At 70.6% G+C, this 24,220-nt stretch carries 21 protein-coding genes; 15 read left to right on the top strand and 6 right to left on the bottom strand.

The window, feature by feature from the left end:
- Positions 1-88: 88 nt before the first annotated feature.
- Positions 89-403, bottom strand: a complete 315-nt coding sequence (locus tag ACWDR3_RS01180; RefSeq protein ID WP_450349763.1) for a hypothetical protein — start codon at positions 401-403, stop codon at positions 89-91.
- A gap of 282 nt (positions 404-685) precedes the next feature.
- On the opposite strand from ACWDR3_RS01180, the gene ACWDR3_RS01175 reads away from it, so the two are divergent.
- Positions 686-1,384 (top strand): hypothetical protein, encoded by a 699-nt coding sequence (locus ACWDR3_RS01175; protein ID WP_450349762.1) that lies wholly within the window; start codon positions 686-688, stop codon positions 1,382-1,384.
- Between the two features lie 3 nt (positions 1,385-1,387).
- Here ACWDR3_RS01175 and ACWDR3_RS01170 read toward each other — a convergent pair whose 3' ends face one another.
- Complete coding sequence (locus ACWDR3_RS01170; RefSeq protein ID WP_450349810.1) at positions 1,388-2,287, bottom strand: alpha/beta fold hydrolase; 900 nt, start codon at positions 2,285-2,287, stop codon at positions 1,388-1,390.
- A 143-nt stretch (positions 2,288-2,430) separates the two neighbouring features.
- Between ACWDR3_RS01170 and ACWDR3_RS01165 the strand changes: the two genes are divergently transcribed.
- The 8 genes from ACWDR3_RS01165 to ACWDR3_RS01130 all read left to right on the top strand — a co-directional run bounded on the left by ACWDR3_RS01165 (position 2,431) and on the right by ACWDR3_RS01130 (position 9,908).
- The gene (locus tag ACWDR3_RS01165) at positions 2,431-2,859 is read left to right on the top strand and encodes a MarR family winged helix-turn-helix transcriptional regulator (RefSeq protein ID WP_450349808.1); all 429 of its coding nucleotides are present in this window, start codon (positions 2,431-2,433) and stop codon (positions 2,857-2,859) included.
- Between the two features lie 263 nt (positions 2,860-3,122).
- Positions 3,123-4,151 carry a glutamine synthetase gene (glnII, locus tag ACWDR3_RS01160; protein ID WP_450349760.1) on the top strand — a complete coding sequence of 343 codons (1,029 nt, stop codon included), beginning with the start codon at positions 3,123-3,125 and terminating at the stop codon, positions 4,149-4,151.
- A 135-nt stretch (positions 4,152-4,286) separates the two neighbouring features.
- Complete coding sequence (locus ACWDR3_RS01155) at positions 4,287-4,409, top strand: hypothetical protein (protein ID WP_280877465.1); 123 nt, start codon at positions 4,287-4,289, stop codon at positions 4,407-4,409.
- 80 nt (positions 4,410-4,489) lie between these two features.
- Positions 4,490-5,083 (top strand): winged helix-turn-helix domain-containing protein, encoded by a 594-nt coding sequence (locus tag ACWDR3_RS01150; RefSeq protein WP_450349759.1) that lies wholly within the window; start codon positions 4,490-4,492, stop codon positions 5,081-5,083.
- A gap of 71 nt (positions 5,084-5,154) precedes the next feature.
- The gene (locus tag ACWDR3_RS01145) at positions 5,155-6,156 is read left to right on the top strand and encodes an NAD-dependent epimerase/dehydratase family protein (RefSeq protein ID WP_450349758.1); all 1,002 of its coding nucleotides are present in this window, start codon (positions 5,155-5,157) and stop codon (positions 6,154-6,156) included.
- Between the two features lie 93 nt (positions 6,157-6,249).
- Positions 6,250-7,515, top strand: coding sequence for a sensor histidine kinase (locus ACWDR3_RS01140; protein WP_450349757.1), 1,266 nt, complete (start codon positions 6,250-6,252; stop codon positions 7,513-7,515).
- Complete coding sequence (locus tag ACWDR3_RS01135) at positions 7,500-8,153, top strand: LuxR C-terminal-related transcriptional regulator (RefSeq protein ID WP_124004146.1); 654 nt, start codon at positions 7,500-7,502, stop codon at positions 8,151-8,153. The genes ACWDR3_RS01140 and ACWDR3_RS01135 overlap by 16 nt, the downstream gene beginning before the upstream one ends.
- A 192-nt stretch (positions 8,154-8,345) precedes the next feature.
- Positions 8,346-9,908, top strand: a complete 1,563-nt coding sequence (locus tag ACWDR3_RS01130; RefSeq protein ID WP_450349755.1) for a DUF1996 domain-containing protein — start codon at positions 8,346-8,348, stop codon at positions 9,906-9,908.
- A 140-nt stretch (positions 9,909-10,048) separates the two neighbouring features.
- Here ACWDR3_RS01130 and ACWDR3_RS01125 read toward each other — a convergent pair whose 3' ends face one another.
- Positions 10,049-10,456 carry a hypothetical protein gene (locus ACWDR3_RS01125; protein ID WP_450349754.1) on the bottom strand — a complete coding sequence of 136 codons (408 nt, stop codon included), beginning with the start codon at positions 10,454-10,456 and terminating at the stop codon, positions 10,049-10,051.
- A 115-nt stretch (positions 10,457-10,571) separates the two neighbouring features.
- On the opposite strand from ACWDR3_RS01125, the gene ACWDR3_RS01120 reads away from it, so the two are divergent.
- The 5 genes from ACWDR3_RS01120 (at position 10,572) to ACWDR3_RS01100 (ending at position 15,860) form a co-directional block, all read left to right on the top strand.
- A complete protein-coding gene (locus ACWDR3_RS01120) occupies positions 10,572-11,081 on the top strand; it encodes a tetratricopeptide repeat protein (protein WP_450349752.1) in 510 nt (169 codons plus the stop codon).
- A gap of 76 nt (positions 11,082-11,157) precedes the next feature.
- The gene (locus ACWDR3_RS01115) at positions 11,158-13,080 is read left to right on the top strand and encodes a hypothetical protein (RefSeq protein WP_450349750.1); all 1,923 of its coding nucleotides are present in this window, start codon (positions 11,158-11,160) and stop codon (positions 13,078-13,080) included.
- Positions 13,081-13,204: 124 nt separating this feature from the next.
- Positions 13,205-14,071, top strand: coding sequence for a metal-dependent hydrolase (locus tag ACWDR3_RS01110; protein WP_124004141.1), 867 nt, complete (start codon positions 13,205-13,207; stop codon positions 14,069-14,071).
- Entirely contained in the window at positions 14,071-15,114 is a 1,044-nt protein-coding gene (locus ACWDR3_RS01105; protein WP_450349749.1) for a PDR/VanB family oxidoreductase, read from the top strand. Before ACWDR3_RS01110 ends, ACWDR3_RS01105 begins: the two co-directional genes overlap by 1 nt.
- A gap of 56 nt (positions 15,115-15,170) precedes the next feature.
- Positions 15,171-15,860 (top strand): TetR/AcrR family transcriptional regulator, encoded by a 690-nt coding sequence (locus ACWDR3_RS01100; RefSeq protein WP_402347942.1) that lies wholly within the window; start codon positions 15,171-15,173, stop codon positions 15,858-15,860.
- Between the two features lie 6 nt (positions 15,861-15,866).
- Here the strand turns inward: ACWDR3_RS01100 and ACWDR3_RS01095 are convergent, their stop codons facing one another.
- The 3 genes from ACWDR3_RS01095 to pulA all read right to left on the bottom strand — a co-directional run bounded on the left by ACWDR3_RS01095 (position 15,867) and on the right by pulA (position 23,336).
- Complete coding sequence (locus ACWDR3_RS01095) at positions 15,867-16,223, bottom strand: 5-carboxymethyl-2-hydroxymuconate Delta-isomerase (protein WP_401728966.1); 357 nt, start codon at positions 16,221-16,223, stop codon at positions 15,867-15,869.
- Between the two features lie 33 nt (positions 16,224-16,256).
- Positions 16,257-17,879, bottom strand: a complete 1,623-nt coding sequence (locus tag ACWDR3_RS01090; protein WP_450349747.1) for a SpoIIE family protein phosphatase — start codon at positions 17,877-17,879, stop codon at positions 16,257-16,259.
- A 69-nt stretch (positions 17,880-17,948) separates the two neighbouring features.
- Positions 17,949-23,336: a pullulanase-type alpha-1,6-glucosidase gene (gene pulA, locus ACWDR3_RS01085; protein ID WP_450349745.1), complete on the bottom strand. Its 5,388-nt coding sequence runs from the start codon at positions 23,334-23,336 to the stop codon at positions 17,949-17,951.
- 219 nt (positions 23,337-23,555) lie between these two features.
- On the opposite strand from pulA, the gene ACWDR3_RS01080 reads away from it, so the two are divergent.
- Positions 23,556-24,167 (top strand): DUF4232 domain-containing protein, encoded by a 612-nt coding sequence (locus ACWDR3_RS01080; protein ID WP_450349744.1) that lies wholly within the window; start codon positions 23,556-23,558, stop codon positions 24,165-24,167.
- The last annotated feature ends 53 nt before the right edge of the window (positions 24,168-24,220 follow it).

Here is a 24,220-nt window from a genome sequence, read left to right as displayed (position 1 = left end):
AAGCGGGGGCCTGGGGGCGGCAGCCCCCAGACCGACGGCAACGACAGCGCCGGGCACCAACAAAAGACACCTCACCCGGCGCAAACGCTCACCGCGTGTACCGCATCAACGCCCGCACCATGTGACACGTAGTGTCCGACGGCGGATGCACGCCGATCATCTCCGCGGCACTCCGAATCGTCTCGTTGCGCGCCTGGTTGGGCATATACACGCCCGAGTCGAGCAGCGCGATCGCGAGCCGCATCGCCTTGAGACGACGGTTGTGCGAGACGTACCACTCGCGCGGACGCCCCGGCGGCAACGGACGCTTCTCCACCGGGTCGTACGGCAGGTCGAGCAGGACGGGGCGCTTTGCAGTGGACTGCATGGGCAGGGGCTTCGGCTTCAGGGCGGCAGCGGGCACAGGCATCCTCCTGTCGCGATCAGGGCGTCCACCGGAGGCCATGGCACCCCCGGCGATTCCCTCGAACACTGCTTCTATTCTACCGCCCACCACTGACAAAAGCCCCTGACCACAAGCCCGTTCGAGGTCGCGGCGACGCAAGTGAACGACGGTTCCGACAAGGCCCTCCGTAACGCGAATGTGACGTACGTTACGTCGGTGACTCCTGTCACCGATGAGTAACTCCCGTTCGGTATCTCGTAAGTAGCGACGAACCACCCCCTAGCTCATCAGGAGTCGCGGATGTCGCGCAGGAGAACTCTCGGCACGAAGAAGAAGATCGCGCTGCTGGTCACCGCAGCGGCGGTGGCGGGCGGTGGCGCCTTCGTCATGGCGAGCACCTCGAACGCCTCGCAGAGCCCCAAGACCTTGTCGTCCGCGGCGGATTCGACCGTCTGCCTGGGGCTGGCCACGGCCCTCGGCAACAACCAGACGTTCATCGACGGGCAGCGCGCGAATCCCGACGCGCAGTCCGAGGCGCGGATCGCCAACCGCGAGGCGGTCATCGCGCAGATCAAGGTCCAGCAGGAAGCGTCCGGTTGCACCGTTGGGGAGTCGGCTCAGGGCTCCCAGACGTCGCAGCCGCCCGCGCAGGGTGGACAGCAGGACGACGCGGCGGCCCAGCCTTCGGAGCCCGCGGCGAGCGAGCCCGCGGACGACGCGGCCGGTGACGACGCCGCCGCCGGCGGTACCGGACAGCAGGTGTGCAACGGCTCGACCGTGACCCTGTCCGGCGAGGCCGGTGCGCCCGCCGCCTCCAGCAACCAGTTCCCGGCGGGGACGACGCTGCGAGTCACCAACCTGGACAACAACAAGTCCACGACGGTGAAGGTGACTTCGGTCTCCGGCAGCTGCGCCCTGTTGAACAACGCGGCCTTCGAGCAGGTCCGCGAGCCCGGCAAGTTCTTGATCCGTCGCGCGCTGATCGAGAAGGTGGGGTGAAGCTCAACGAGATAGGAACTCCGTGAGGCGGCGGCCGAGTTCGGCCGGTGCGGACTGCGGCAGCGCATGGTGCGAGACATCCGGAAGCACGACCGTCTCCACCCGCGGCAGCAGCGCACCCGCCCTCGCCGCCACCCGGTACGTGTCATGTGTCCTGCTGTTCCCGGCCAGGAGCAGCAGGACCGGCATGTCCAGGCCGCGCAGCGCGTCCGGCGCGGGGCGCGGACCGGTCACCGGCTTCGACACGGAGGGGAAGCCGGCGGCCGCCTCCTGAAGGCGGAGCCAGTCGGGGTCGAGGCGCACTCCCCCGCTCTCCCACTCCAGGAAGGCCCGCACCCGGCCGCCCGTCGGCCGCAACAGCATCGGCAGCGCGTGCAGCAGGTACGACGCCCGGAACCCCGCGAAGCACCCGGTCGGATCCAGCAGAAACAGGCTGCGGACGCGTGCGGGTGCGTGCAGCGCGTAGTGCAGCGCGATCCAGCCGCCGTACGAGTGCCCGCCCAGGTCCAGCCGCTCCCCCGCTCCGATGCCGAGTCCCTCGACCACCGCGTCCAGCCAGTCGGTGAGGTCCGCGACCGTACGAGGATGCCGGTCGGCGGCGAGCGTGCCGCGCCCCGGGGCGCCGACCAGGTCGACGGCGTACACGCGATGGGTGGCGGCGAGTTCGGCGGCCTGCGCGTACCAGGACGCGGAGGTCGCTCCCCCGCCGCCCGGGAGCAGCACGAGCGGCGGGCCGTCGTGCGGGCCGCACGCGTTGACGTACGCCGTACCGAAGGGGGTGGGGACGGTGATCGCCTCCCGCGCGACCGGCCACTTGGCCATGACCTTGTCGTACGCGGTGTCGTACGCGGCGAGGAATCCGTCGGTGTCGTACCTGCTGCCCGTGTTGCCCGTGTCCTTCATTCCGTTCACGTCTCCCCTATTATCTCGTTGAGCGAGATACTCGGTCAGCGAGATGATAACCGGAGGACGAGCCCGTGGAGAAGCAGCCGCAGCCGCAGCCGCAGCCGCAATCACAGTCACAGCCGCGGCCCCAGGGGCCCGAGCTGGAGATCGTCCATCTGCTGCGTGCCGTGACCGTCGAACTCGGCCTGCACAGCGCCCGGTTCGCGAACCGCAACGGCATGCACCCCACCGACGTACGCGCCTTGATCGCTCTCATGGACGCCTCGCGGGCCGGTGAGGAGCTGACGGCCGGGCGGCTGGGTGCGGCTCTCGGGCTCAACTCGGCTGGGACGACAGGGCTGTTGGACCGGTTGGAGCGGGCCGGGCATGTGCGGCGGGTGCGTGCGGAGGGCGATCGGCGGAAGGTCGTGATCGAGGTGGACGCGGCGGCGGTCGAGCTCGGGTGGGCCTTCTTCGGGCCGTTGATCGGGCGGACGGTGGAGCTGCTCCAGGGGTACGACGAGCGGGAGCGGGCCGCGATCCGGGGGTTCCTGGAAGGGGTGCGGGAGGCGGCGGGCGAGGACGCCTGAAGCGGACCTCCGTGCCCAACCCCATCGCATACGAGCCGTCGTACCCCCTCCGCTCTGCGACTGCGAACGGCCGTTCCCGGCCCCGTGGCCGCCCGGGGCACGTGAAGCGCGCCACAGAGCGGCCGGGTAACACGGGGTTCACAGTCGGGCAATGATCGGGAAATCGCCTGTTGACAGGCTGCCGGGCATCGAACGCGGCGTACCGGTGCCGCACCGCCGCAGCACCCGCGAGCGCGTAGACGCATCCCCGAAGGAAGTGGCCCGTGACCTTCAAGGCTGAGTACATCTGGATCGACGGCACCCAGCCGACGGCGAAGCTCCGCTCCAAGACGAAGATCCTGGCGGACGACGCCAAGGGCGCCGAGCTGGGCATCTGGGGCTTCGACGGCTCGTCGACCAACCAGGCCGAGGGCCACGCCTCGGACCGTGTCCTCAAGCCGGTCTTCACCTGCCCCGACCCGATCCGCGGCGGCGACGACGTCCTCGTCCTGTGCGAGGTCCTCAACATCGACTTCACGCCGCACGAGTCGAACACCCGCGCCGCGCTGACCGAGGTGGCCGAGAAGTTCGCCTCGCAGGAGCCGATCTTCGGCATCGAGCAGGAGTACACGTTCTTCAAGGACGGCTACCCGCTCGGCTTCCCCAAGGGCGGCTTCCCGGCCCCGCAGGGCGGCTACTACTGCGGTGTCGGCGCCGACGAGATCTTCGGCCGTGACATCGTCGAGGCCCACCTGGACAACTGCCTCAAGGCGGGGCTCGCGATCTCCGGCATCAACGCCGAGGTCATGCCCGGCCAGTGGGAGTTCCAGGTCGGCCCGGTCTCCCCGCTGGAGGTCTCCGACCACCTGTGGGTGGCCCGCTGGCTGCTCTACCGCACCGCCGAGGACTTCGGCGTCTCCGCGACCCTCGACCCGAAGCCGGTCAAGGGCGACTGGAACGGCGCGGGCGCGCACACCAACTTCTCCACCAAGGCGATGCGCGAGGGCTACGACGCGATCATCACCGCCGCCGAGTCGCTGGGCGAGGGCTCCAAGCCGCTCGACCACGTCAAGAACTACGGCGCCGGCATCGACGACCGCCTGACCGGCCTGCACGAGACCGCCCCGTGGAACGAGTACTCCTACGGCGTCTCCAACCGCGGTGCCTCGGTCCGTATCCCGTGGCAGGTCGAGAAGGACGGCAAGGGGTACATCGAGGACCGCCGCCCGAACGCCAACGTCGACCCGTACCTGGTGACGCGGCTGATCGTCGACACCTGCTGCTCGGCGCTGGAGAAGGCCGGCCAGGTCTGATCCGCCCGAGTACATGCGAAGGGGCGTCCACCGGCCACGGTGGACGCCCCTTCGCATGGGCCGGTGCCCCCTGCCATGCGTCCAAGCTGTGAGAGGAGACTCCTGTTGCGGGCCTGTGTCTGCTTCAATGGGCCCATGACCGGCTTCCAGAATCACACCGCGACGGGTCGCCATGACCTGGAGCCGTTCTGGCCGTCCCGTCAGCACCACGACTTCGACCGGGTGTGTTGCCGCGCGATGAACGCGCCGGCCCTCTAAAGCCGCACCTCAGGCCTTCGGCCGGCGCGCCACGAGTACGTCCCTCGACGAAACCTCTCGCGCGAAAGAGCTGATCTCTCATGGCGATCGTCCGTTCTCTCCCCACCGCCGCCGTTCCCACCGCCACGCTCGACGCCCCCGCCCCGAACGCCGCGCGCAGTCATCTGCGCGCCGTGGACCGGGACGAGGTGATCGACGTCGCGGAGTTCCTGCCGCCGGGTGCCACCTGGCTGCCCGCACCCGCGCACACCCTGCCCACCCTGCCGGGGCAGCCGCCGATGGTCGGCTACCTCGTCCTCATCCCGGCCGACGGCCCGCACCTCGCCGCCCGCCCCGGCCTCGCCGAGGCCCCCGCGCTGCCCGAGGCGCCGGACGCCGCCGACCCGCTCGTCCGCATCGACCCCGTGCAGCGCACGGCCGCGGTGGACGGGGTCGAACTCGACCTGACGTACCTGGAGTTCGAGCTGCTCGCCCACCTCGTGGCGTTCCCGAACCGGGTCCACACCCGCGACCAGCTGGTCACCACGGTGTGGGGGTACGGGCATGTCGGCGACGGCCGCACGGTCGACGTGCACATCGCCCGGCTGCGCCGCAAGCTGGGCGCCGAGCACCGCAAGGCGATCCAGACCGTGCGCCGGGTCGGCTACAAGTACACGCCGCCGACTGGCCGCTGATCTGCCGCCTTTGATCTGCTGACGGCAGAGGACCGTTCCGTCCCGCGGGCGAACCGGGCAGAGTCACCGGCATGAGACTTCTGGTGCTGGGTGGTACGGAGTTCGTGGGGCGGGCCGTCGTCGAGGCGGCCCTCGGGCGCGGCTGGGACGTGACCGTCCTCAACCGGGGACGGCAGGTACCCACGGCCGGGGTGCGGTCACTGCGAGGTGACCGCACCGCCCCCGGCGGGCTCGCCGCCCTCGCGGAGGGCGAGTGGGACGCCGTCGTCGACACCTGGTCGTCGGCGCCCCGGGCGGTCCACGAGGCGGCGCGGCTGCTGCGGGGCCGGGCCGGCCGGTACGTCTACGTGTCGAGCTGCTCGGTGTACGACTGGGCCCCGCCCGCCGGGTACGCCGAGGACGCGCCGCTGGTCGAGGGCGCGGAGCCCGACGCGGACGCCACGGAGTACGCCCGCGACAAGCGGGGCGGCGAGCTGGCCGCCGTCGAGGCCTTCGGCGCGGACCACTCCGTACTCGTACGCGCCGGGCTGATCCTCGGCCCGTACGAGAACGTCGGACGGCTGCCGTGGTGGCTCGGCCGGATCGCGCGCGGCGGCCCCGTCCTCGCGCCGGGACCGCGGGAGCTGCCGCTCCAGTACGTCGATGCCCGCGACCTCGCCGAGTGGGCGCTCGGCGCGGTGGAGCAGGAGCTGAGCGGGCCGTACAACCTGATCAGCGCGCCGGGGCACGCGACGATGGGCGAGCTGCTGGAGGCGTGCGTCCGGGTCACCGGCTCGGCGGCCGAGCTGCGCTGGACCGAGCCGGAAGTGATCCTCGACGCCGGCATCGAGCCCTGGACGCAGCTGCCGGTCTGGGTGCCACCGGGGTCCGACATGCACGACGCGCTGCACAGCGCGGACGTGTCGCGGGCGCTGGCCACGGGACTCTCGTGCCGTCCGGTCGGCGAGACGGTGGCCGACACCTGGGCGTGGCTGCGGTCGATCGGCGGGACGGTGGCGGTACGACCGGGCCGTACGCCTCCGGGACTCGACCCGGAGGAGGAGGCGAAGGTACTGGGCCTGCCCACGCCCTGAGACTCAGGAAAGGACGGGGTGGGGCTGGCACCACCCCCCGCCGGGTGGTTCGGCCCCGTGACCGGGGGCGGGGGGCTCGGCGAGACTGGCGGCATGGAGACCAAGAGCGGGAACAGCAGGGCGCGGTCGGTCGTGGTGGACGGGGTCAGGGCGCTCGCGCTGGCCGTCGTGTCGCTGGCCGGGGCGCTCACGCTGTTCGTCCTGTCCCTCGTGTCGATCCTGCTCATCGTGCTGGGCGTCGGGATCGTCACGACCCCCTGGGTGCTGACCGGAGTGCGGGCCTTCGCGGACTGGCGGCGGGTGGTGGCGGCCGAGTGGTGCGGGGTGCGGATCCCGCCGGCGTACCGGCCGCTCCCCCAGGGCGCGAACCCGTGGACGCGCACCTTCGGGATGCTCCGCGACCCGGCGACCTGGCGGGATCTGCGCTGGCTGGTGGTGGACATGACCGCGGGGTTCGTGACCGCGCTGCTGCCGGCGGTGCTGCTGCTGTATCCCTTCGAGGGCTTCGCGCTGGCGTTCGGGCTGTGGCGGGTCTTCACCGACGGTACGTACGTCGGCTGGTGGTACGGGTTCGTGCCGGTGAGCGGGCAGGCCTCCGCGCTGCTGGCGGGGCTGCTGGGCGCGGTCCTGCTGGTCGGCGCCTGGTTCCTCACGCCGGTCCTGCTGCGCTTCCACTTCCTGCTGACCCGTTCCGTGCTCGCGTCCGGGCAGGGTGAACTCGCCGAGCGCGTAAGGGTGTTGACCGAGACCCGGCGGGACGCCGTCGACACCTCCGCCGCCGAACTGCGCCGGATCGAGCGCGACCTGCACGACGGCGCGCAGGCCCGGCTGGTCGCCATGGGCATGGACCTCGGCACCATCGAGGCGCTGATCGAGAAGAACCCGGCGAAGGCACGGCAGTTGCTCGCGCAGGCCCGGCAGAACTCCGTGGACACCCTCGCCGAACTGCGCGACCTGGTGCACGGCATCCACCCGCCGGTGCTCGCCGAGCGCGGACTGGGCGACGCCGTAAGGGCGTTGGCACTGCGGCTGCCCGTACCGACCGACGTCACCGTGGAGTTGGCGGGGCGGGCGGAGGCGCCGGTGGAGTCGGCCGCGTACTTCGCGGTGAGCGAGATCCTCACCAACACGGTCAAGCACGCGGACGCCGAGCGCGTCTGGGTCGACCTGCATCACACCGACGGCAGGCTGAGGATCACGGTCACCGACAACGGAAAGGGCGGCGCGGCGATCGGCGCCGGCTCCGGGCTCGCCGGGGTCGAGCGGCGGCTGGGTACATTCGACGGCGTCCTGGCCGTCAGCTCTCCCGCGGGCGGTCCCACCATGGTGACCATGGAGATCCCTTGCGTGTTGTCCTAGCCGAAGACCTGTTCCTGCTGCGCGACGGTCTGGTCCGCATGCTGGAGGCGTACGACTTCGAGATCGCGGCGGCCGTCGAGACCGGCCCCGAGCTTGAGCGGGCGCTGGCCGAGCTGGCGCCGGACGTGGCCGTGGTCGACGTACGGCTGCCGCCCACGCACACCGACGAGGGGCTGCAGTGCGCGCTGCGGGCCCGCCGGGACAGACCGGGGCTGCCGGTCCTGGTGCTGTCGCAGCACGTGGAGCAGTTGTACGCGCGGGAGCTGCTGGCCGACGGGACCGGCGGGGTGGGCTATCTGCTCAAGGACCGGGTGTTCGACGCGGAGCAGTTCATCGACGCGGTGCGGCGGGTCGCGGCGGGCGGCACGGCGATGGACCCGCAGGTGATCCAGCAGCTGCTGTCGAGGCGGGCCGCAGACGACCGGCCGCTGGGGCGGCTGACACCGCGCGAGGTGGAGGTCCTGGAGCTGATGGCGCAGGGCCGGTCCAACGCGGCGATCGCCGGTCAACTGGTCGTGACGGAGCGGGCGATCGCCAAACACACCTCGAACATCTTCACCAAGCTGGATCTTGAGGTCTCGGACGACGACAACCGGCGCGTACTGGCCGTACTGGCCTATCTCGACCACGGCCGCTGACCACTTCGGGTGAGATCACGGCAACTCCTCGTAGGGTCGCGGGAGTTGAAACCCGAGTTTCCCATCAACCTCTCATTAATTTGTGAGACCGCTGAACACCTCGGTGGCCCCTTGCGTATCAAAGGGCGCCGCTTCACTCCTGTCGGGCGCCTTGATGCCCCGCCAAGCCCGCAAGGAAGTCAGAGGAGTTCCATGGGACGCAACAATCGCAAACGCCGTACGCCGCTGGCCACCAAGGCCATAGCCGCATCGGCGGCCCTAGCGCTCGGTGGGGGCGGGCTGATCTGGGCGAACTTCTACGCCTCGGCGCACGAGTCGAACAACTCCGGCCAGAACCAGACCAAGGCCGCCAACGCTTCTTCCGTGGCCACGATCTCCTGCCCGGACGTCGGCCAGAAACTGACGAACGTGCCGCAGGCTGCACGCAACGGCGTGGCGAAGGAGCTGGCGCTCCTCGACAAGCAGATCACCGAGGCCTACGCCCGGCTCGCCTCCACCCGGCAGGCGCAGGCAGGCGACGCGAACTTCGTGCAGAACGCGATCGTCGGCCCCCTCAAGGAGAAGCGGACCGCGACCCTCAACCGGATCCGGATCGACATCCAGCGGGTGGGCGGCCAGGTCGACGCGGCCGGGCTGAGCGCGCTCGCCGCCTGTACGACGCAGACCGCCAACCAGACCACCGCCGGCGGTGGCCGGGGCAACAACGGCGGCCGTGGCAACAACAACGGCCAGAACAACGGTGGCCAGAACAATGGCGGCCAGAACAACGGCGGTCAGGCCACGGCGGCGCCGAGTGCCAGCGCGAGCGCCCCCGCGAACATCGGCGGACAGGCCGGCAACGGTCCGGTGGCCGCGGACTTCGTGGACATCACGAAGGTCGCGAACAACGTCCTGGCGAAGCCCCAGCAGCAGCAGGCGGGCTCCACCGGTACGTTCACCACCAAGTGCGGTGTGAACGCGAACAAGAACCACAACACCGACAACGTGATCGTGGCGCCCGGCGTGACCAACGGCGCGCACCACCTGCACGACTACGTCGGCAACCAGAAGGTCGACGCGTTCGCCACCAACGACTCGCTGGCCGCTGAGCAGACCACCTGCCAGAACCAGAACGACTCGTCGGCGTACTACTGGCCGGTCGTCCGTATCCAGGACGGCACGCAGGACTTCGACCAGAACGCGGACGGCGGTGGCAAGGAAGGCAACGTCGGCAAGATCCTGACCCCGGTCCAGGCCGAGATCAAGTACGTCGGCAGCCCGGCCAGCAAGGTCACGGCGATGCCGCAGTTCCTGCGCATCATCACCGGTGACGCCAAGACCACGACCAACGGTCTGGCCAACGCCAACGCGCACTGGAGCTGCACCGGCTTCGAGAACAAGGTGCAGCTGACGGAGCAGTACCCGATCTGCCCGCAGGGCAGCAAGGTGGTCCGCACCTTCGCCTTCCAGAGCTGCTGGGACGGCACGAACATCGACAGCGCCAACCACCGCACCCACGTGGCCTTCGCCGACCCGGCGAGCGGTGTCTGCGGGAACGGCTTCAAGGCGATCCCCCAGCTGACGATGCGCCTGGTGTACAACATCACCCCGCCCACCCTGCAGAACGGTCAGGTGAAGAACGCCTACGCGGTGGACGGCTTCCCCGAGCAGCTGCACAAGTCGGCCACGGACCACGACGACTTCATCGCGGTCTTCAAGAACGGCCTGGCGAACAAGATCGCCAACTGCATCAACTCCGGCAAGAAGTGCCAGTGACGCTGTGACGGATCCGGCACCGGGAGACCGGTGACCGGGACCGGTAAAAGGTGAAGAAGCGGGCGGTGGGAGAATCTCCCACCGCCCGCTTCGCCGTTGTATGCCGGTGTGCGCCGAGCCGTTCAGCTGGTGTGCTTGCCTCAGCTGGTGTGCTTGCTGTGGTCGGTGCCGATCTCCTCCTCGCCGCCCAGCGTGCCCTGCAGCGCCTTGACCACCTTGTCCTCGCCGACGGCGACCCACTTGCGGCCGACGAGGTAGAAACCGCCGTAGTCCTTGGCGTCGTTGATCCATTCGCGCTGGCCGCGGTCGGTGGCGAAGGTGGCGAAGACGAACTTGCCGGCGGAGGTCTTGCAGATCGCCTGCCGGACCTCGTCGGAGTCGATCTGCATGTCCGGCGTGCACTTCGCCTTGGCGGCCAGGCTCTCCAGGCTGCCGGTGGCGGTGACCGGCACCTTGGCCGCCGCGTCGCTGTCGCCGGATCCACAGCCCGCCAGCGCCAGGGCGGTCGCGGCGCCCGCCACGGCGAGCATCGGTCGGGTCAACCTCATCTGTTCCTCCGGTCGCTCTGCTGGCCCAAGGGCCCGTCCCCTTCGATACGGCTGTGAGGCGCGGTGCGCTCAAATCCGGTGTCGTCGTGGGTACGCCTGTGCGAACGTATGCCCCGTGGACCAAGACTGGGAAGTTCGTGTGACCGCCGCCTGGGCCGGCTTCGACGACTACGCCGAGGAGGAGGCCGCCGATTTCCGCGCGGCCATCGACGCCCTCGCTGCCGAGCTGCCCGCCGGCAGCCCGCTGGGCCTCTTCGAGCGGGCCTGCGCCTGGGACTCCACGGGCCACTCGGACAAAGCGGTGCCACTGTACCGGGAGGCCCTGGCACGCGGCCTGAGCGAGGCCAGCCGGTACAAGGGCCGGCGCGCCAAGATCCAACTCTCCAGTTCGCTGCGGAACATCGGCCAGGCCGAGGAAGGCGTCAAGCTGCTGACCCCCGAACTGGACGCCCCCTCCGACGAGTTGGACGACGCCGTACGGGGCTGTCTCGCGCTGTGCCTGTCCAGCCTCGGCCGCGACCGCGAGGGCCTCTCCCTCGTCCTGGGCGCGCTGGCCCCTCATCTGCCGCGCTACCAGCGGTCGATGGCGAACTACGCGCGGGCCCTGGTCGAGCCGGAGGCGTAGGACCCCTGTCGTCCGGCTCATCCCCTGGTCACCCGGGTGGCGGTGACCAACCCCCGATTCGCTCGTTTTGCTGAACGTGCAGCCACAGGATGTCGCCCCGCGCCCCTCAGCCTCCTCCGCCGACCCGGTCGTCGATGTCGAGCAGGCCGAGGCCGCGCTCGTCGAGCACTACCCGCGCCTGGTCCGGCTCGCCTATCTGGTGCTCCCGCCGAGCCTGGGCCGCAACCGGCGCGTGGTGACCGCGCACTCCCTCGCCCAGCGCGCGCTGCCCCGGGGCCGGGCGTCGGCCGCCGCGGTGATCCCGGCCCAGTCCAAGGGCCGGGACGGCGATCCCGGGTACGCCTTCGTCCGCCTCCAGGTGCTGCGTACGGCGCTGGAGGCGGGGCGGCCGCTGCGGTTCACGGCGCTGCCCAAGCGGTCCCAGCTGCCGCCGCTGCTCCCCCAGGTGTGGGGTCTGCGGCTGTTCCCGCGCTCGGGCGGCGCCGACGAACTCACCCTGGACCAGCGGCTGTCCGCCCTGTCCGGACCGGCCCGCGCCGCCTATGTGCTGCGCGGCCTGGAGCGCCTGCCCGACGGTGATGTGAGCAAGGTCCTGGCCGCCGCCGGGGTCGCCGACCCTACGGCCGCCCTGCGCGAGGCCGACGAGGTACCGGCGCAGTACGCGCTGCTCGGCTCCCCCGAGTTCGACCCCTGCGCGCTGCACGCCCGGCCCACCGACCTGATGCGCCGCCGCCAGCACGGCAAGGCCGCCCTGGCCGCCGCCGCGGCGCTCGCCGTGTGCGGGGCGCTGCTCGGCCTGCCCGGCGACGGCTGGGCCCCCGACGGCGCCGCCGCGCCCGTGTACGCGCAGAACCCGGCCGCCGAGGCCGCCCTCGACCCGGCGAAGCTCACCAGGGTCGCGCCCACCGCCTGGGAGTCCGCCGCGCGCACCGACTTCTCCGTCTGGCCCGCCCGCGGCGACCTCACCGGCGACACCGCGCTGCTGCGCCGCGCCCTCGCCGTCTGGGCCCGTCCCGGCGAGAGCGTCCAGGTCTCCGCGACCCCGGGCACCCCGTCCGGCGGCCCGGCCGGACCGCCCCAGCTGCTGTACGCGGGGACCGTCGACAGTGCGCACGTGGTGATCCTCTACGACGGTCTGCGCATCGCCCGTTACGCCGAACCGGCCGACGGCACCAAGGGCGCCGCCCTCGACTTCGCGCGCGTGGACGGCGCCGACCGCACCGAGTCGAGCGCGCTGGTGCTGGGCCGCGCCGACGGCAATGTGCGCTATCTGACGGCGCCCTGGGTGACGAAGGCCGTCGAGCGGGACCTGATGAAGCCGAACGCGGGCGCGATGGACCTCGACCTGGCCGAGGGCATCACGGCCCCGATGGCCGGCCCGGCCCAGCAGACCGGCGCCTGCACCTCGTGGAACGTGCTCCAGCTGACCGACGCCACCGGCACCCGGCTGCTGACCGACCTCGGCGAGCTGATCCCGGCCCACCTCACCACCGGCCGCCCCGGCTCGGCCAAGGAGGCCTCCGGCGCCGAGGCGCTGCGCACCTGGGCGCCGTACGCCTGCTCGCTGGGCGCGGTGCGCTCGGCGGGCGTGCGCAGTGTCAACGCCTGGGCCTACGCCGACCAGTCGCTGCCCGACGCGAGCGGGACGGCTGAGTGGGTGTGCACGCGCGCGGAGACCTGGCGGGGCGGCGGCACGCGCGTGCTGGCGCAGTTCCACACGCCGGGCGGGGTGTACGGGGCGGTCGCGGCGAAGGCCGAGAACGTGGCGGCGTGCGGGCCGAAGGACCCGAACGTGCTGGCCGGGGTGCTCTGGAAGTCGGAGGCGGGCGGCTGGTACCTGCTCGCGTCCGGGAGCCGGGGGACCTCGTCGATCAGCGCGACGGGCGGCATCAGCGCCACCGCCCAGGGCGGGCAGCTCGCGGCGCGGGCCCAGCAGGGGGCGCAGGCCGAGCTGAAGGGCACCTTGGCGGACGGGCGGACGATCAGCGGGCTGCGGTAGAGGGCCTGTTGGGCGGGGCCGCCGACGGGCTGGAGGGCCGACCGGCGAGCCCTAGCTGACACTCGCGTCAACAAGTCCTCGCACAAGGGTTCCTCTCGGACTTACTCGTCAGTACATTGACGCCATGTCTAACACGCCGCTCAAGGCCCGGAACGTGTCGTTCTCGTGGGAGGACACGCCCCTGCACTGGGTGCCGGGCGATCCGTACACCACGCACACCATCAACGTGCTGCATCTGCTGCTGCCGGCCGGTGAGCGCTGGTTCGTGCATGTGTACAAGCAGGTGCTGCCCTACATCCGGGACGAGCGGCTGCGCGAGGACGTCATCGGGTTCATCGGGCAGGAGGCGATGCACTCGCAGGCGCACGACGAGGTGCTGCCGCATCTGCGGGAGCAGGGGCTCGATCCGACGCCGTACACCGCGCAGGTCGACTGGCTCTTCGAGAAGATGCTGGGCGACCGGACGCTGCCGCCGGGCCGGGCCCGGAAGTGGTGGCTGCTTGAGCGGGTCGCGATCATCGCGGCGATAGAGCACTACACCGCGTTCCTCGGCAACTGGGTGCTGAACGCCGAGGAGTTGGACCGGCGCGGCGCCGATCCGACCATGCTGGACCTGCTGCGCTGGCACGGTGCGGAGGAGGTCGAGCACCGGTCCGTGGCCTTCGACCTGTTCATGCACGTCGACGGGGACTACCGACGCCGGGCCCGGACCTGGGCCACGGCGTTCGGGGCGCTGGTGTTCCTGTGGCAGCGCGGGATCCGTTTCTTCATGGCGAACGACCCGACGCTCGTCGACGGCAGGGCCTCCTTCAAGGAGTTCTACCGGTGCGGCAGGCGCGGCACCCTGCCCGCGACCGGGGACGTGCTGCGGTCCGTGCCGCGCTATCTCAGCCGCGCCTACCACCCCTCGCAGGAGGGCTCGACCGAGCAGGCGCTCGCCTATCTGGCCTCCTCCCCCGCGGCCACGGCGGCCGAGAAGAGGGCCGTGTGATGCCGAAGCCGCTCGGAGTCGTGGTCGTCGCGGGGACCGCCCTGCTCGTGCGGCGGGCGATGCGCCGCCGGATCCAGGCCTCGCCGCTGTGGCCGATGCCCGCGCTGGAGCGGCCGGTGTCCGGGCAGCCGCGCTCGCGGGTGCTCAGGCTGCTGGTGGCCGGGCACGAGACGGTGGCCGACGGGGTCGTGCAACTGCGGCTTGAGGGACGGGACTTGCCGCGGTGGGAGCCGGGCGCGCACCTCGATGTGGTGCTGCCGTCGGGGCTGGTGCGCCAGTACTCGCTGTGCGGCGATCCGGCCGACACCTCGTCGTACACGGTCGCCACCCGGCTGGTCGAGGACGGGCGGGGCGGTTCGCGCGAGGTGCACGAACAGGTGTGGGAGGGCATGGAGTTGGAGGTGCGGGGGCCGCGGAACCGCTTCCCGCTCGTCGACGCCCCGGCCCATGTCTTCATCGCCGGCGGCATCGGGATCACGCCCGTACTGCCGATGCTGCGGGCGCTCGGGGACGGCGGTGAGTGGCGGTTGCTGTACTGCGGGCGCACGCGCGCCTCGATGCCGTTCCTGGCCGAGATCGAGCAACTGGGCGCGGGCGGCCGGGTCACCGTCGTCGCCGAGGACGAGGCCGGACTGCCCGATCTGGACGGGCTGTTGGCGGATGTGCCCGAGGACGCGGCCGTCTACTGCTGCGGCCCAGAGGGGTTGATGTCGGCGGTGGCCGAGCGGGTCCCGCGGGTCCACCTGGAGCGCTTCGCACCCCGCGTCTCCGCCGACGGAAACAGCGAGTTCGAGGTCGAACTCCGGCGCAGCGGGCGGACGTTGACCGTGCCCGCCGACTCGACCGTGCTGGCCGCCGTACGCGCCGAACTGCCCGACACGGCGTACTCCTGCGCCCAGGGATTCTGCGGAACCTGTCAACAGCGGGTGCTGGAAGGGGAGGTGGACCATCGGGACGAGTTGCTGACGGACGCGGAGCGGACCGACTCGATGCTCATCTGCGTGTCGCGTGCGCGAAGTGATCGTCTCGTGTTGGATATGTGAGCACGCCCGGCCGGACCGGCCCGTTCCCGGCTGGATCCGATCGGTAAGGTGTTCGCATGACTACCGGGGTACGCCGCAGAATGGGAGTCGAGGAGCGGCGGCAGCAGTTGATCGGCGTCGCCCTCGAACTGTTCAGCCAACGCTCGCCCGACGATGTGTCCATCGACGAGATAGCTTCGGCGGCGGGCATCTCGCGCCCGCTCGTCTACCACTACTTCCCCGGCAAACTCAGCCTGTACGAGGCCGCGTTGAAGCGGGCCTCGGAGGATCTGGCGGCCCGTTTCGCCGAACCGCAGGAGGGCCCGCTCGGCAATCGGCTGCTGCGGGTGATGCGCCGCTTCTTCGACTTCGTCGACGACCACGGGCCCGGTTTCTCGGCGTTGATGCGCGGCGGTCCGGCCGTCGGTTCGTCGGCGACGAACGCGCTCGTCGACTCCGTACGGCAGGCCGCGTACGAACAGATCCTGTCGCATCTGGGCGTCGAGGAGCCGCCCGCGCGGCTGGAACTGGTCGTCCGTTCCTGGATATCGCTCGCCGAGTCGACCGCGCTGATCTGGCTGGACGGACGGCGCATCCCGCGTGGGGAGTTGGAGGCGCAGCTCGTGCACGACTTCGCCGCGCTGGCCGCGGTGAGCGCGGCCTACGACGAGGAAATGGCGGGCCTGGTACGGGAGATGGCCCTGGGCGAGCCGGCCGACAGCCCCTTCACGGAGCTCGCCACCCGGCTCATCGCCCTGGCCTCGTGAGCTGACTCAGCGCTCGAACTTGCGGTAGGAGGCGTCGAGTTCGCGTACCTCGGCGGAGGCGTGCAGCACAAACCCGTCGTCCTCGATGTACTTGCGCAGCAGCTCCAGGACGGCCTCCGTGAGCTTCGCCTTGGTCTCGTCGGTGCGCCCGGCGAGCAGGCCGATGGTGACGTGGATGACCGCGTGCCCGGCGTCCAGCGGGTCCTCGTAGCCGAACGCGGTGACGGTGCTCTCCCGGAACTGCGTCTTGCACGCCTCCGGCTTGGCGGCCGCGATCTCGACCGTCGCGGTGTGCAGGTCGCGGGCGAATCCCTCCTGGTCGAAGAAGAGGGCGGCGGAGTGGTCGACGGTGATCTGCGGCATGGGTACTCCCCGTTCTAAGGTGTCGGGCCCACCCTATTTGGTCAGGCGCAGGGCCAGCATGGCGATGTCGTCATCGCGGTCGTGGCCGAAGGAGGCCAGCAGGGTGTCGCACAGGGCGTCCAGGCCGGGCAGGGCGCCGGTGGCGGCGGCCCGGAGCTGTTCCATCGAGACCTCCAGGTCGACGCCCCGGGTCTCGATCAGACCGTCGGTGACCATGAGGAGCCGGTCGCCGCGCTCCAGGAACAGCTCGGTGGGCGTCGGATGCGGCAGCCCGAGCCCGAGCAGCGGGCCTGAGGCCTTGGCGTACTCGGCGCTGCCGCTGTCCCGCAGGATCAGCGGCGGGATGTGACCGGCGTTCGCGATCCGGATCCGTCCGGTTCCGGGGTCGAGCTGGACCAGGCAGACGGTGGTCGTGAGCTCGGGGTGGTAGCGGCGCAGCATCCGGTCCAGGCGCTCGGCGAGCACGCCCGGGTCGCTCTCCTCGACGCAGTAGGCGCGCAGCGCGTGCCGTATCTCGACCATGACGGTGGCCGCGTCCAGCGAGTGCCCGACGACGTCGCCGACCGCGGCGAGCACTCCGTCGTCCAGGCGCAGCGCGGCGTAGAAGTCGCCGCCGATCTCGGTCTCCCGGGAGGCGGGCACGTACCGCACGGAGACTTCGACGCCCGGCAGGTCGGGCAGCTTGTGCGGGCGGGGCAGGAAGCTGTGCTGGAGGGTGAGGGCGACATGCCGCTCGACCTGGTACATGAGCAGCGGTTCGGCGGCCAGCGCGGTGGCCTGGGCGAGCTGCGCCAGCAGGGCCTCGCCCTCGGGGCCGAGGCGGCGCATCCCGCGCGCGGGGGCGGCCAGGCAGACCGGGGCCCGGCCGTCCTGGGTGAGGACCAGCGCGAGGCGGGCGTCGTGCTGCACACCTGGCCGGAAGAAGCCGGTCGGCCACAGCGGCGAGGGCACGGTGGTGAGCTGCACGTCGGACTGGCCCCGGGTGAGCCGGCGCAGCAGCGCGGAGATCGCCCGGTGGGCGCCCTCGTCGGGCAGGGCGACGGCGGTGCGGTCCCGTGACAGGCCGCGGTAGAGCCGGTCGTCCTGGTCGAGGACGAAGACGGCGGCCGGGGTGCCGGTCAGCCGGGCCGCGCCGTCGGCGGCCGCGTCGGCGAGTTCCTGCGGGGAGCGCGCCGACTGGATGCCGACGATGGTCTCCGAGAGCTGGGTCAGCCGCCGGACCAGGGCCTTGTTGTCGGCTCGCAGCCGGGCGGAGCGGACGGCGGCCCGGACGACCGCCTCGATCTCCTCGGGCTCGGCGGGCACCGTCAGATAGGCCTCGTCGCCGGTGTCCAGACCCTGGCAGCGGACGGCGGGGGCCACCAGCGCGGCCGAGAAGTGCACGACGGGAATGCCCGCCGTGTACGGCTGTTCCTTGAACCGGCGGCACAGCTCGAAGCCGCTCATGTCCGGCAGGCCCACGTCCACCAGGGCCACATCGGGCAGCGTGCCCTTGCGCCGCCGCTCCGCGAGTTCGTCGAGGGCCTCGCCGCCGCTGCCCACCGCGACGACCCGGTGGCCGGCCCGGCTCAGCACCGAGCCCATGGCATACCGACTGGCGGCCACATCGTCCACGACCATGACCGTCGTACCTGTCGGCTTCTCGTCGACGTCCATCTGCCCCGCCCTGGACCCGTACCGTGGGGCAGACCCGGGTTCGAGGTCTGCCCCACCAAGGTAATGCCCTTATCGCGGGCTGCGGGAGAATACGGTCACGGTTCGGGCAGGAACGGTGAACGTGCCCGAATCCCGCGCGTACCTGGCGGACTTCACGACCGTGTCCGTCCCCGCCGCCTGCACCGGATGCAGCCGGTAGCCGGTACCGGCCAGCGCGCCGACCCGCTGCTCCTGTTCCTTCGGCGTCGCGTTGAACACGACCACGAGATCACCGAGTTCCATGGTGATCACCCCGGGCGTCTCGTCCTTCCCGGACAGCGGGAAGGACAGCTTCGCCCGCACCTGTCCGGCCGTGCCGAGCGAGAAGACCGGCTCCGTCGTACGGATCTTCAGCAGATCCCGGTACGCGGCCGAGGCGCCCTCGATCTGCGCGCACCCGACCTTGACCGTGCTCAACAGAGGCTTCGCGTACGGCCACTTGGACGCGTTGTCGGCAGCCATCGGCAGCCCCCGCCCGAAGCCGTTGCCGTCCGCGCAGTTCCAGTGGATCGCGTTGAACCAGTCACCGCTGTCGAAGGAGTTGCGGTCCAGGGACTTGGAGCGCAGCAGGTCGGTGCCGGCCTGGGACAGGGCCGGACCCTGCGAGAGGGTGGCCGTCGCCATCGCCAGGACCTGCATACGGGCCCGATCGGCGGCGCTCGTCGAGGCGGGCAGCTTGTAGGCCAGGGCGTCGAAGAGGGACTCGTTGTCGTGCGCGTCGGCGTAGGCGAGGGCGTCGCCGGGCGCGTCCGCGTACCCGGCGGGCTGGCCGTTGTAGTCGACCTCGGCACCGGTGACCTCCTTGCCGTCGGTGTCGGTGAAGGTGAAGGCCTTCAGATTGCCGGACAGACCGACCTTGATCAGGTCCTGGTAGTGCAGCAGCCTGGCCTTCTGCTCGGCCGAAGTGCCGTTGCTCGTGGACGAGTTGGGGTCGGTGTAGAGCCCGGACGCGAAACCTTGCACACCCGGGTCCTCGTCGAAGGGCCCGCCGCCGCGCACCGCGTCACGAGCCCGGTCGGAGAAGGTCGCGATGCCCGTCCCGGCCATGTTCTTCTGCGTGGCCTGCACGAAGCGGGCGTCGTCGGCGACCTCGCCGAAGTTCCAGCCCTCGCCGTACAGGATGATCTTCTTGCCGTCGACGCCGTCCTTGGCGAAGGTCAGCGCGTCCAACGCCTTGCGCACGGCAAGGATGTTGGCCTTGGGCTGATGCCCCATCAGGTCGAAGCGGAAGCCGTCGACCTTGTACTCCTTGGCCCAGGTGACGACCGAGTCGACGACCAGCTTGCCCATCATGGCGTTCTCGGTCGCGGTGTTGGCGCAGCACGTGCTGTTGGCGACCGAGCCGTCGGCGAGCAGCCGCTGGTAGTAGCCCGGCACGACCTTGTCCAGAACGCTGGTGTCCGCCTGCCCGGCCGCCGCCGTGTGGTTGTAGACGACGTCCATGACGACCCGCAGACCGTCCTCGTTCAGCGACTTGACCATCTTGCGGAACTGCACGGTACGGGCGGTGCCGTCCGGGTCGGTGGCGTACGAGCCCTCGGGGACCGTGTAGTGGTACGGGTCGTAGCCCCAGTTGTAGGCGTCCTGCGCGGCCGACTTCGCCACGCACGCCTGCTGCTGGTCGGAGTCGGCCGGGTAGGAGGCGAGGTCGCAGTCGGGGCCGGCCTGGTCCGCCTTCTTCTCGGGGATCGTGGCGATGTCGAAGGCGGGCAGCAGATGCACGTAGGACGTGCCCGCCTTCGCCAGCTCGCGCAGGTGCTTCGAACCGTCGCTGCCCTTGTCGGTGAAGGCCAGATAGCTGCCCCGGTCCTTCGCCGGCACGGTCTCGTCCGCGACGGAGAAGTCCCGGACGTGCAGCTCCTGGATCTGGGCGTCCTTCAGCGGTACGGCCCTGGGCTTGGTGTACGTCGACCAGCCGCCCGGCGCGAGGGACTTGTCAGCCAGGTCGACGACGAGGCTGCGCTCGGAGTTCGCGGTGAGGGCGACCGAGTAGGGGTCGGTGACCTTGTTGGTGACGACCTTCCGGACGGTCGGCGCCCACACCTTGACGACGTACCGATAGGGCTTGTTCTGCCAGGACTTGGGGCCGGTGACGGACCAGACGCCGGTGGAGTCGTCACGCTTCATCGCCTTCAGCGAGCCGTCGAGCTCCAGCGCCACGCTCTGCGCGGTCGGCGCCCAAACGGCCAGCGTGGGGCGGCCGTTGTGGAAGGTCGGGCCCAACTCGGCCTTCGTGGCGGTCGGGTAGAGGTCGTCCAGTACGCCCGCGATCTGCACGCCGGTCGCCGCCAGCACGGCTCCGTTCGCAGCGCGTTGGGAGGCGACGAGCTGGCCGTCGAGAGACGCACGCACCCGGTCGCGGTCGCGTGGGTCGACCGACCAGGCCGTGTAGTCCTTCAGGTGGGGGAACTTGGCCTTCTGGGCGTCGGTGAGGGTGGTCTTCGTCAGCCGCAGCCAGCGTTCGTCGTCGCTGGTCAGCGTCCCGTCCTGGACGGCGATCGAGCCGTCGTGGGAGGACAGGAGCTGGGTGGAGGCGGCCGCGTCGGAGCCGTTCCAGGCAACCGTGTTCCGGTCGATCCAGATCGCCTTGGAGGTGGTCAGGTCGAGGGCCGCCGCACTGCCCGCAGGCTGGGGCAGGAGGTACTTCTCCTGCCCGTTCAAGAGCCACACCTCATGGCCGTTGGATTTGAGGTCCAGCGACTGGTCGGTGGGGAGGTCCTTCTCGTCGCCCTTGTGGAGGATGTAACTGAGGCTGGTGGCACCGGCGTTGAGCGGCACCTCGAAGACAGCGCCATAGGCGTCAGTCTTCACCGGCTTGAGCGGGCTCGACCAGTCGGTGGGGTTGGCGGCTCCGGTCCAGACGTGCAGGCCCCAGCCGTCGTAGTTCCCGTCGGCGCGGTGGTAGTGCAGGACCGCTTTGGTCGTGTCCTGCGCCGGGTAGTCGGGGCGCGTGGTCTGCACGGCCTCCTTGCCCTGCTCGATCCAGACCTCGCCGGTCTTGGTGACGTCGATCGAGCGGTCGGCGGAGACGTCCTTGTTGCCGTCCTTGTCGATGACGAGGAAGCCGACGTTCGAGGCGCCGGGCTTCAACTTGACGTAGGCGAAGGCCCCGTAGGCGTCCCGGCCGACGAAGGGGTGACTGTCCGGCCAGGTCGTCGACTCGCCGTCGGCGAGGTCGCCCCAGGCGTACAGGCCCCAGTCGGCGTAGTCGCCGTCGGTGCGCTTGTAGTGGACGATCGCGTAGTCGCGGGAGGAGGCGGAGGGGGGCTCCTCGGTGGGCGGGGTGCCGGAGGTGGAGGCGGCCGTCGCGCTCGCCGTGCGTCCGGTCGAGTCGACGACAACCGCCTTGTAGCGCAAGGCTGTTCCGGCCGGTACGTCCTTGCCGACGGTCTGCGTCACCTTGTACGGGGCGTGGTCGGCGGAGCCGAGCGTGCGCCACTTGCCGTTGCCGGTCTGGGCGGCGAAGACGACACGGTTGAGCCCGCCGCCGGTGACGTCGGCGGAGAGTTCGACCGTGCCGGTGGCACCCGCGTCGGGGGCCTTGAGGGTGATCGTCGGCGCGGTGGCGGGCTTGGCCGGCTTGCCGGTCGCCTTGAGGACGATCGCGGAGCCGGCCGGGACGGTGACGGTGATCCGCCGGTCGGCGTCGGAGGTGACGGTGGCCGAAGTGCCGTAGATTCCACGGAAGTTCATGGCCGCCGAGCCGGTCGCGAAGGTGGCCGACTTAGCCTCGCCGGCGTTGTTGAAGGCGACGACGTACTCGGTCTTGTCAGCGCCCGTGCCGGTGGCGTTTCGGGAGAAGGCGTAGATCCCGGAGCCGTCGGCCGCGTAGCGCTCGGTCTGGACGCCGTCGGTGAGGGCGGGGTTGGCCTTGCGCAGCTTGGCGAGAGCGCTGATCTGCTCGTAGAGCGGTGCGCTCGTGTCGTAGGCGTCGCTCGCGTGGGTGCGGTCGGTGCCGATCTCGTCGTCGTCGAGGTAGTCGGCGACCTTCGAGGCGAACATCGTCTGGCGGGCGTCCTTGTCGCCGCCGGAGCCGGTGAAGCCCTGCTCGTCGCCGTAGTAGACGACCGGGTTGCCGCGGCTGAGGAACATCAGCTCGTTGGCGAGTCTGTCCTTGGCGAGGAGCTCGGCGTCGGTGGCCTGCGGGTTGTCCTGTTTGAGGAAGTACCCGACGCGGCCCATGTCGTGGTTGCCGAGGAAGGTGACCTGTTCGTAGGCGTTGGCCTTGTCGGTCGTGTACTTGTAGTCGTCGCCGAAGACCGACGCCAACTTCTGTGCGCTGCCGCCCTGGGAGGCGTAGGCGCGGGCCGCGTCCTGGAAGGGGAAGTCGAGGGTGGCGTCGAGGCGGCCCTGGGTGACGTACGGGGAAGTGATCGACGTGTCGGCGGAGTAGACCTCGCCGAACATGAAGAAGTCCCTACGGCCCTGCTGGGCCGCGTACTTGTCCAGCGCGGTCGCCCACTGCGTCCAGAACTCCATGTTCACGTGCTTCACGGTGTCGATCCGGAAGCCGTCGACTCCGAAGTCCCGTACCCAGCGCTGGTAGATCTTCTCCATGCCGCTGACGACCTCGGGCCGCTCGGTCCACAGGTCGTCGAGGCCGGAGAAGTCGCCGTAGGTGGCGTTCTCGCCGGCGTAGGTCGAGTCGCCGCGGTTGTGGTACATCGTCGGGTCGTTGAGCCAGGACGGGACCTTGACGTTCTTCTTCGCGGCGGGGACGGTCGGCGTCCGCGGGAAGGAGTCGCCGTCGACGGCGGGGAACTCCCGCTTCCCGTCGGCGTAGTCGGCGTCGTCGAAGGGCTCGCCGTCCTTGGTCAGGTACGGGAAGGCGCCCTTGGAGAGGTAGTCGTAGGACTTCTCCTCGTAGTCGACGACGTCCGCCGTGTGGTTGGTGATGACGTCGAAGAAGACCTTCATGCCCTTGGCGTGCGCCTTGGATATGAGAGTCGTCAGGTCCTGGTTGGTGCCGAAGTGCGGGTCGACCTGGGTGAAGTCGGTGATCCAGTAGCCGTGGTAGCCGGCGGACGCGTCACTGCCGGTCCCCTGCACGGGCTGGTTCTTGAAGATCGGGGCCATCCAGATGGCGGTGGTGCCCAGGCCCTTGATGTAGTCGAGCTTCTTCGTCAGACCCTTGAGGTCGCCGCCCTGGTAGAACCCTTTGTCGGTGGGGTCGTAGCCGGTGCTGAGGCGTGAACCCGTAAGGCCGCCCCGGTCGTTGGCCGTGTCGCCGTTGGCGAAGCGGTCCGGCATGACGAAGTAGAACTGCTCGCGGGTGTCGTCGTGCCGGGCGGGCTCGGCGGCCAGCTTCGCGTCGGACGGGGGTGCGGGCGGGGCGCCGGCGTGTGCGGCGAGCGGCTGCACCAGCGCGAGGGCGAGGGCAGCGACGGCGACGGCCGCGACGCGTCTGACATGGATCACCGGTGTGAACTCCTTGCGATGACGACTCTGTCGGGTCCGACCCCGGCGTGACCGTATCGCCGACGCAAGGGTTGCAGCAATAGACGTGAAACATGCGGAAAGAACTTTCAGCGGGGGCGGGAGATTTTCCTGCGAACTTCTCCGAACAAAACCGCCGCACCGCGCATCGAACTCTGTGTACGGGAACAGAGGAACGAGCAGGAGTGGAGCACCATCACCATGAACGAGCACCCGAACGCCGCCGACCGGGCCATCACCGACCAGCCCGGCCCCGCCAAGCACCGCGCCGAGCGCAGGTTCGGCCGCCCCGTGCTGGCCGTGGCCGCCGTCGCCGGACTGGGGCTCGCGGCCTGGGCCGGTACCGCGCAGGCGGCAACCCCCAGCGCCGCCGCGAAGGCCACGCCGACCTGCTCCGCCGCCGCGCTCAAGGCCTCCTTCGGCAAGCAGCTCGCCGGCGGGATGAACCACCAGGGTGTCGTCATCACGCTGCGCAACCTGAGCGGGAAGACCTGCGCGCTGCGCGGCTACCCCGGCCTGGGCCTGGAGAACTCCGCGCACAAGAAGCTCACCACCCACACCCACTGGGGCAACACGTGGTACGCGCACAACCCCGGCAAGAAGACCCTCGTCCTCAAGGACGGGCAGAGCGCCGAGGCCGTCCTCGCCTGGACGCACGCCAACACCGGCACCTCGGGCGCGACGCGCGCCTCCTTCCTGGAGATCACCCCGCCCGCCGCGACCCAGCACAAGACGCTGGCCTTCCCCCAGTGGGTCGACCACGGCGACCTCTCCGTCACCGCGTTCGCCCGGCACATCAACGTCTCGTCCTGACCTCCGCGGCACGGACGGCGGCGGTGACCCCGCTCGCACCCCCGCCGTCCGTC

This window comes from Streptomyces sp. NPDC001002 (assembly GCF_053599215.1).
The sequence above is the reverse complement of the archived record's forward strand: the minus strand, read 5'-3'. Positions and strand labels throughout refer to the sequence as shown.

Bases quoted from the DNA above. Each gene is read 5' to 3' on its own strand.
- ACWDR3_RS01080 (WP_450349744.1), top strand. From the start codon at position 23,556: ATGAACGAGCACCCGAACGCCGCCGACCGGGCCATCACCGACCAGCCC.
- ACWDR3_RS01100 (WP_402347942.1), top strand. From the start codon at position 15,171: ATGACTACCGGGGTACGCCGCAGAATGGGAGTCGAGGAGCGGCGGCAG.
- ACWDR3_RS01095 (WP_401728966.1), bottom strand. From the start codon at position 16,223: ATGCCGCAGATCACCGTCGACCACTCCGCCGCCCTCTTCTTCGACCAG.
- ACWDR3_RS01175 (WP_450349762.1), top strand. From the start codon at position 686: ATGTCGCGCAGGAGAACTCTCGGCACGAAGAAGAAGATCGCGCTGCTG.
- ACWDR3_RS01170 (WP_450349810.1), bottom strand. From the start codon at position 2,287: ATGAAGGACACGGGCAACACGGGCAGCAGGTACGACACCGACGGATTC.
- ACWDR3_RS01145 (WP_450349758.1), top strand. From the start codon at position 5,155: ATGAGACTTCTGGTGCTGGGTGGTACGGAGTTCGTGGGGCGGGCCGTC.
- ACWDR3_RS01130 (WP_450349755.1), top strand. From the start codon at position 8,346: ATGGGACGCAACAATCGCAAACGCCGTACGCCGCTGGCCACCAAGGCC.
- ACWDR3_RS01105 (WP_450349749.1), top strand. From the start codon at position 14,071: ATGCCGAAGCCGCTCGGAGTCGTGGTCGTCGCGGGGACCGCCCTGCTC.
- ACWDR3_RS01125 (WP_450349754.1), bottom strand. From the start codon at position 10,456: ATGAGGTTGACCCGACCGATGCTCGCCGTGGCGGGCGCCGCGACCGCC.
- ACWDR3_RS01140 (WP_450349757.1), top strand. From the start codon at position 6,250: ATGGAGACCAAGAGCGGGAACAGCAGGGCGCGGTCGGTCGTGGTGGAC.
- ACWDR3_RS01150 (WP_450349759.1), top strand. From the start codon at position 4,490: ATGGCGATCGTCCGTTCTCTCCCCACCGCCGCCGTTCCCACCGCCACG.
- ACWDR3_RS01090 (WP_450349747.1), bottom strand. From the start codon at position 17,879: ATGGACGTCGACGAGAAGCCGACAGGTACGACGGTCATGGTCGTGGAC.
- ACWDR3_RS01110 (WP_124004141.1), top strand. From the start codon at position 13,205: ATGTCTAACACGCCGCTCAAGGCCCGGAACGTGTCGTTCTCGTGGGAG.
- ACWDR3_RS01155 (WP_280877465.1), top strand. From the start codon at position 4,287: ATGACCGGCTTCCAGAATCACACCGCGACGGGTCGCCATGACCTGGAG.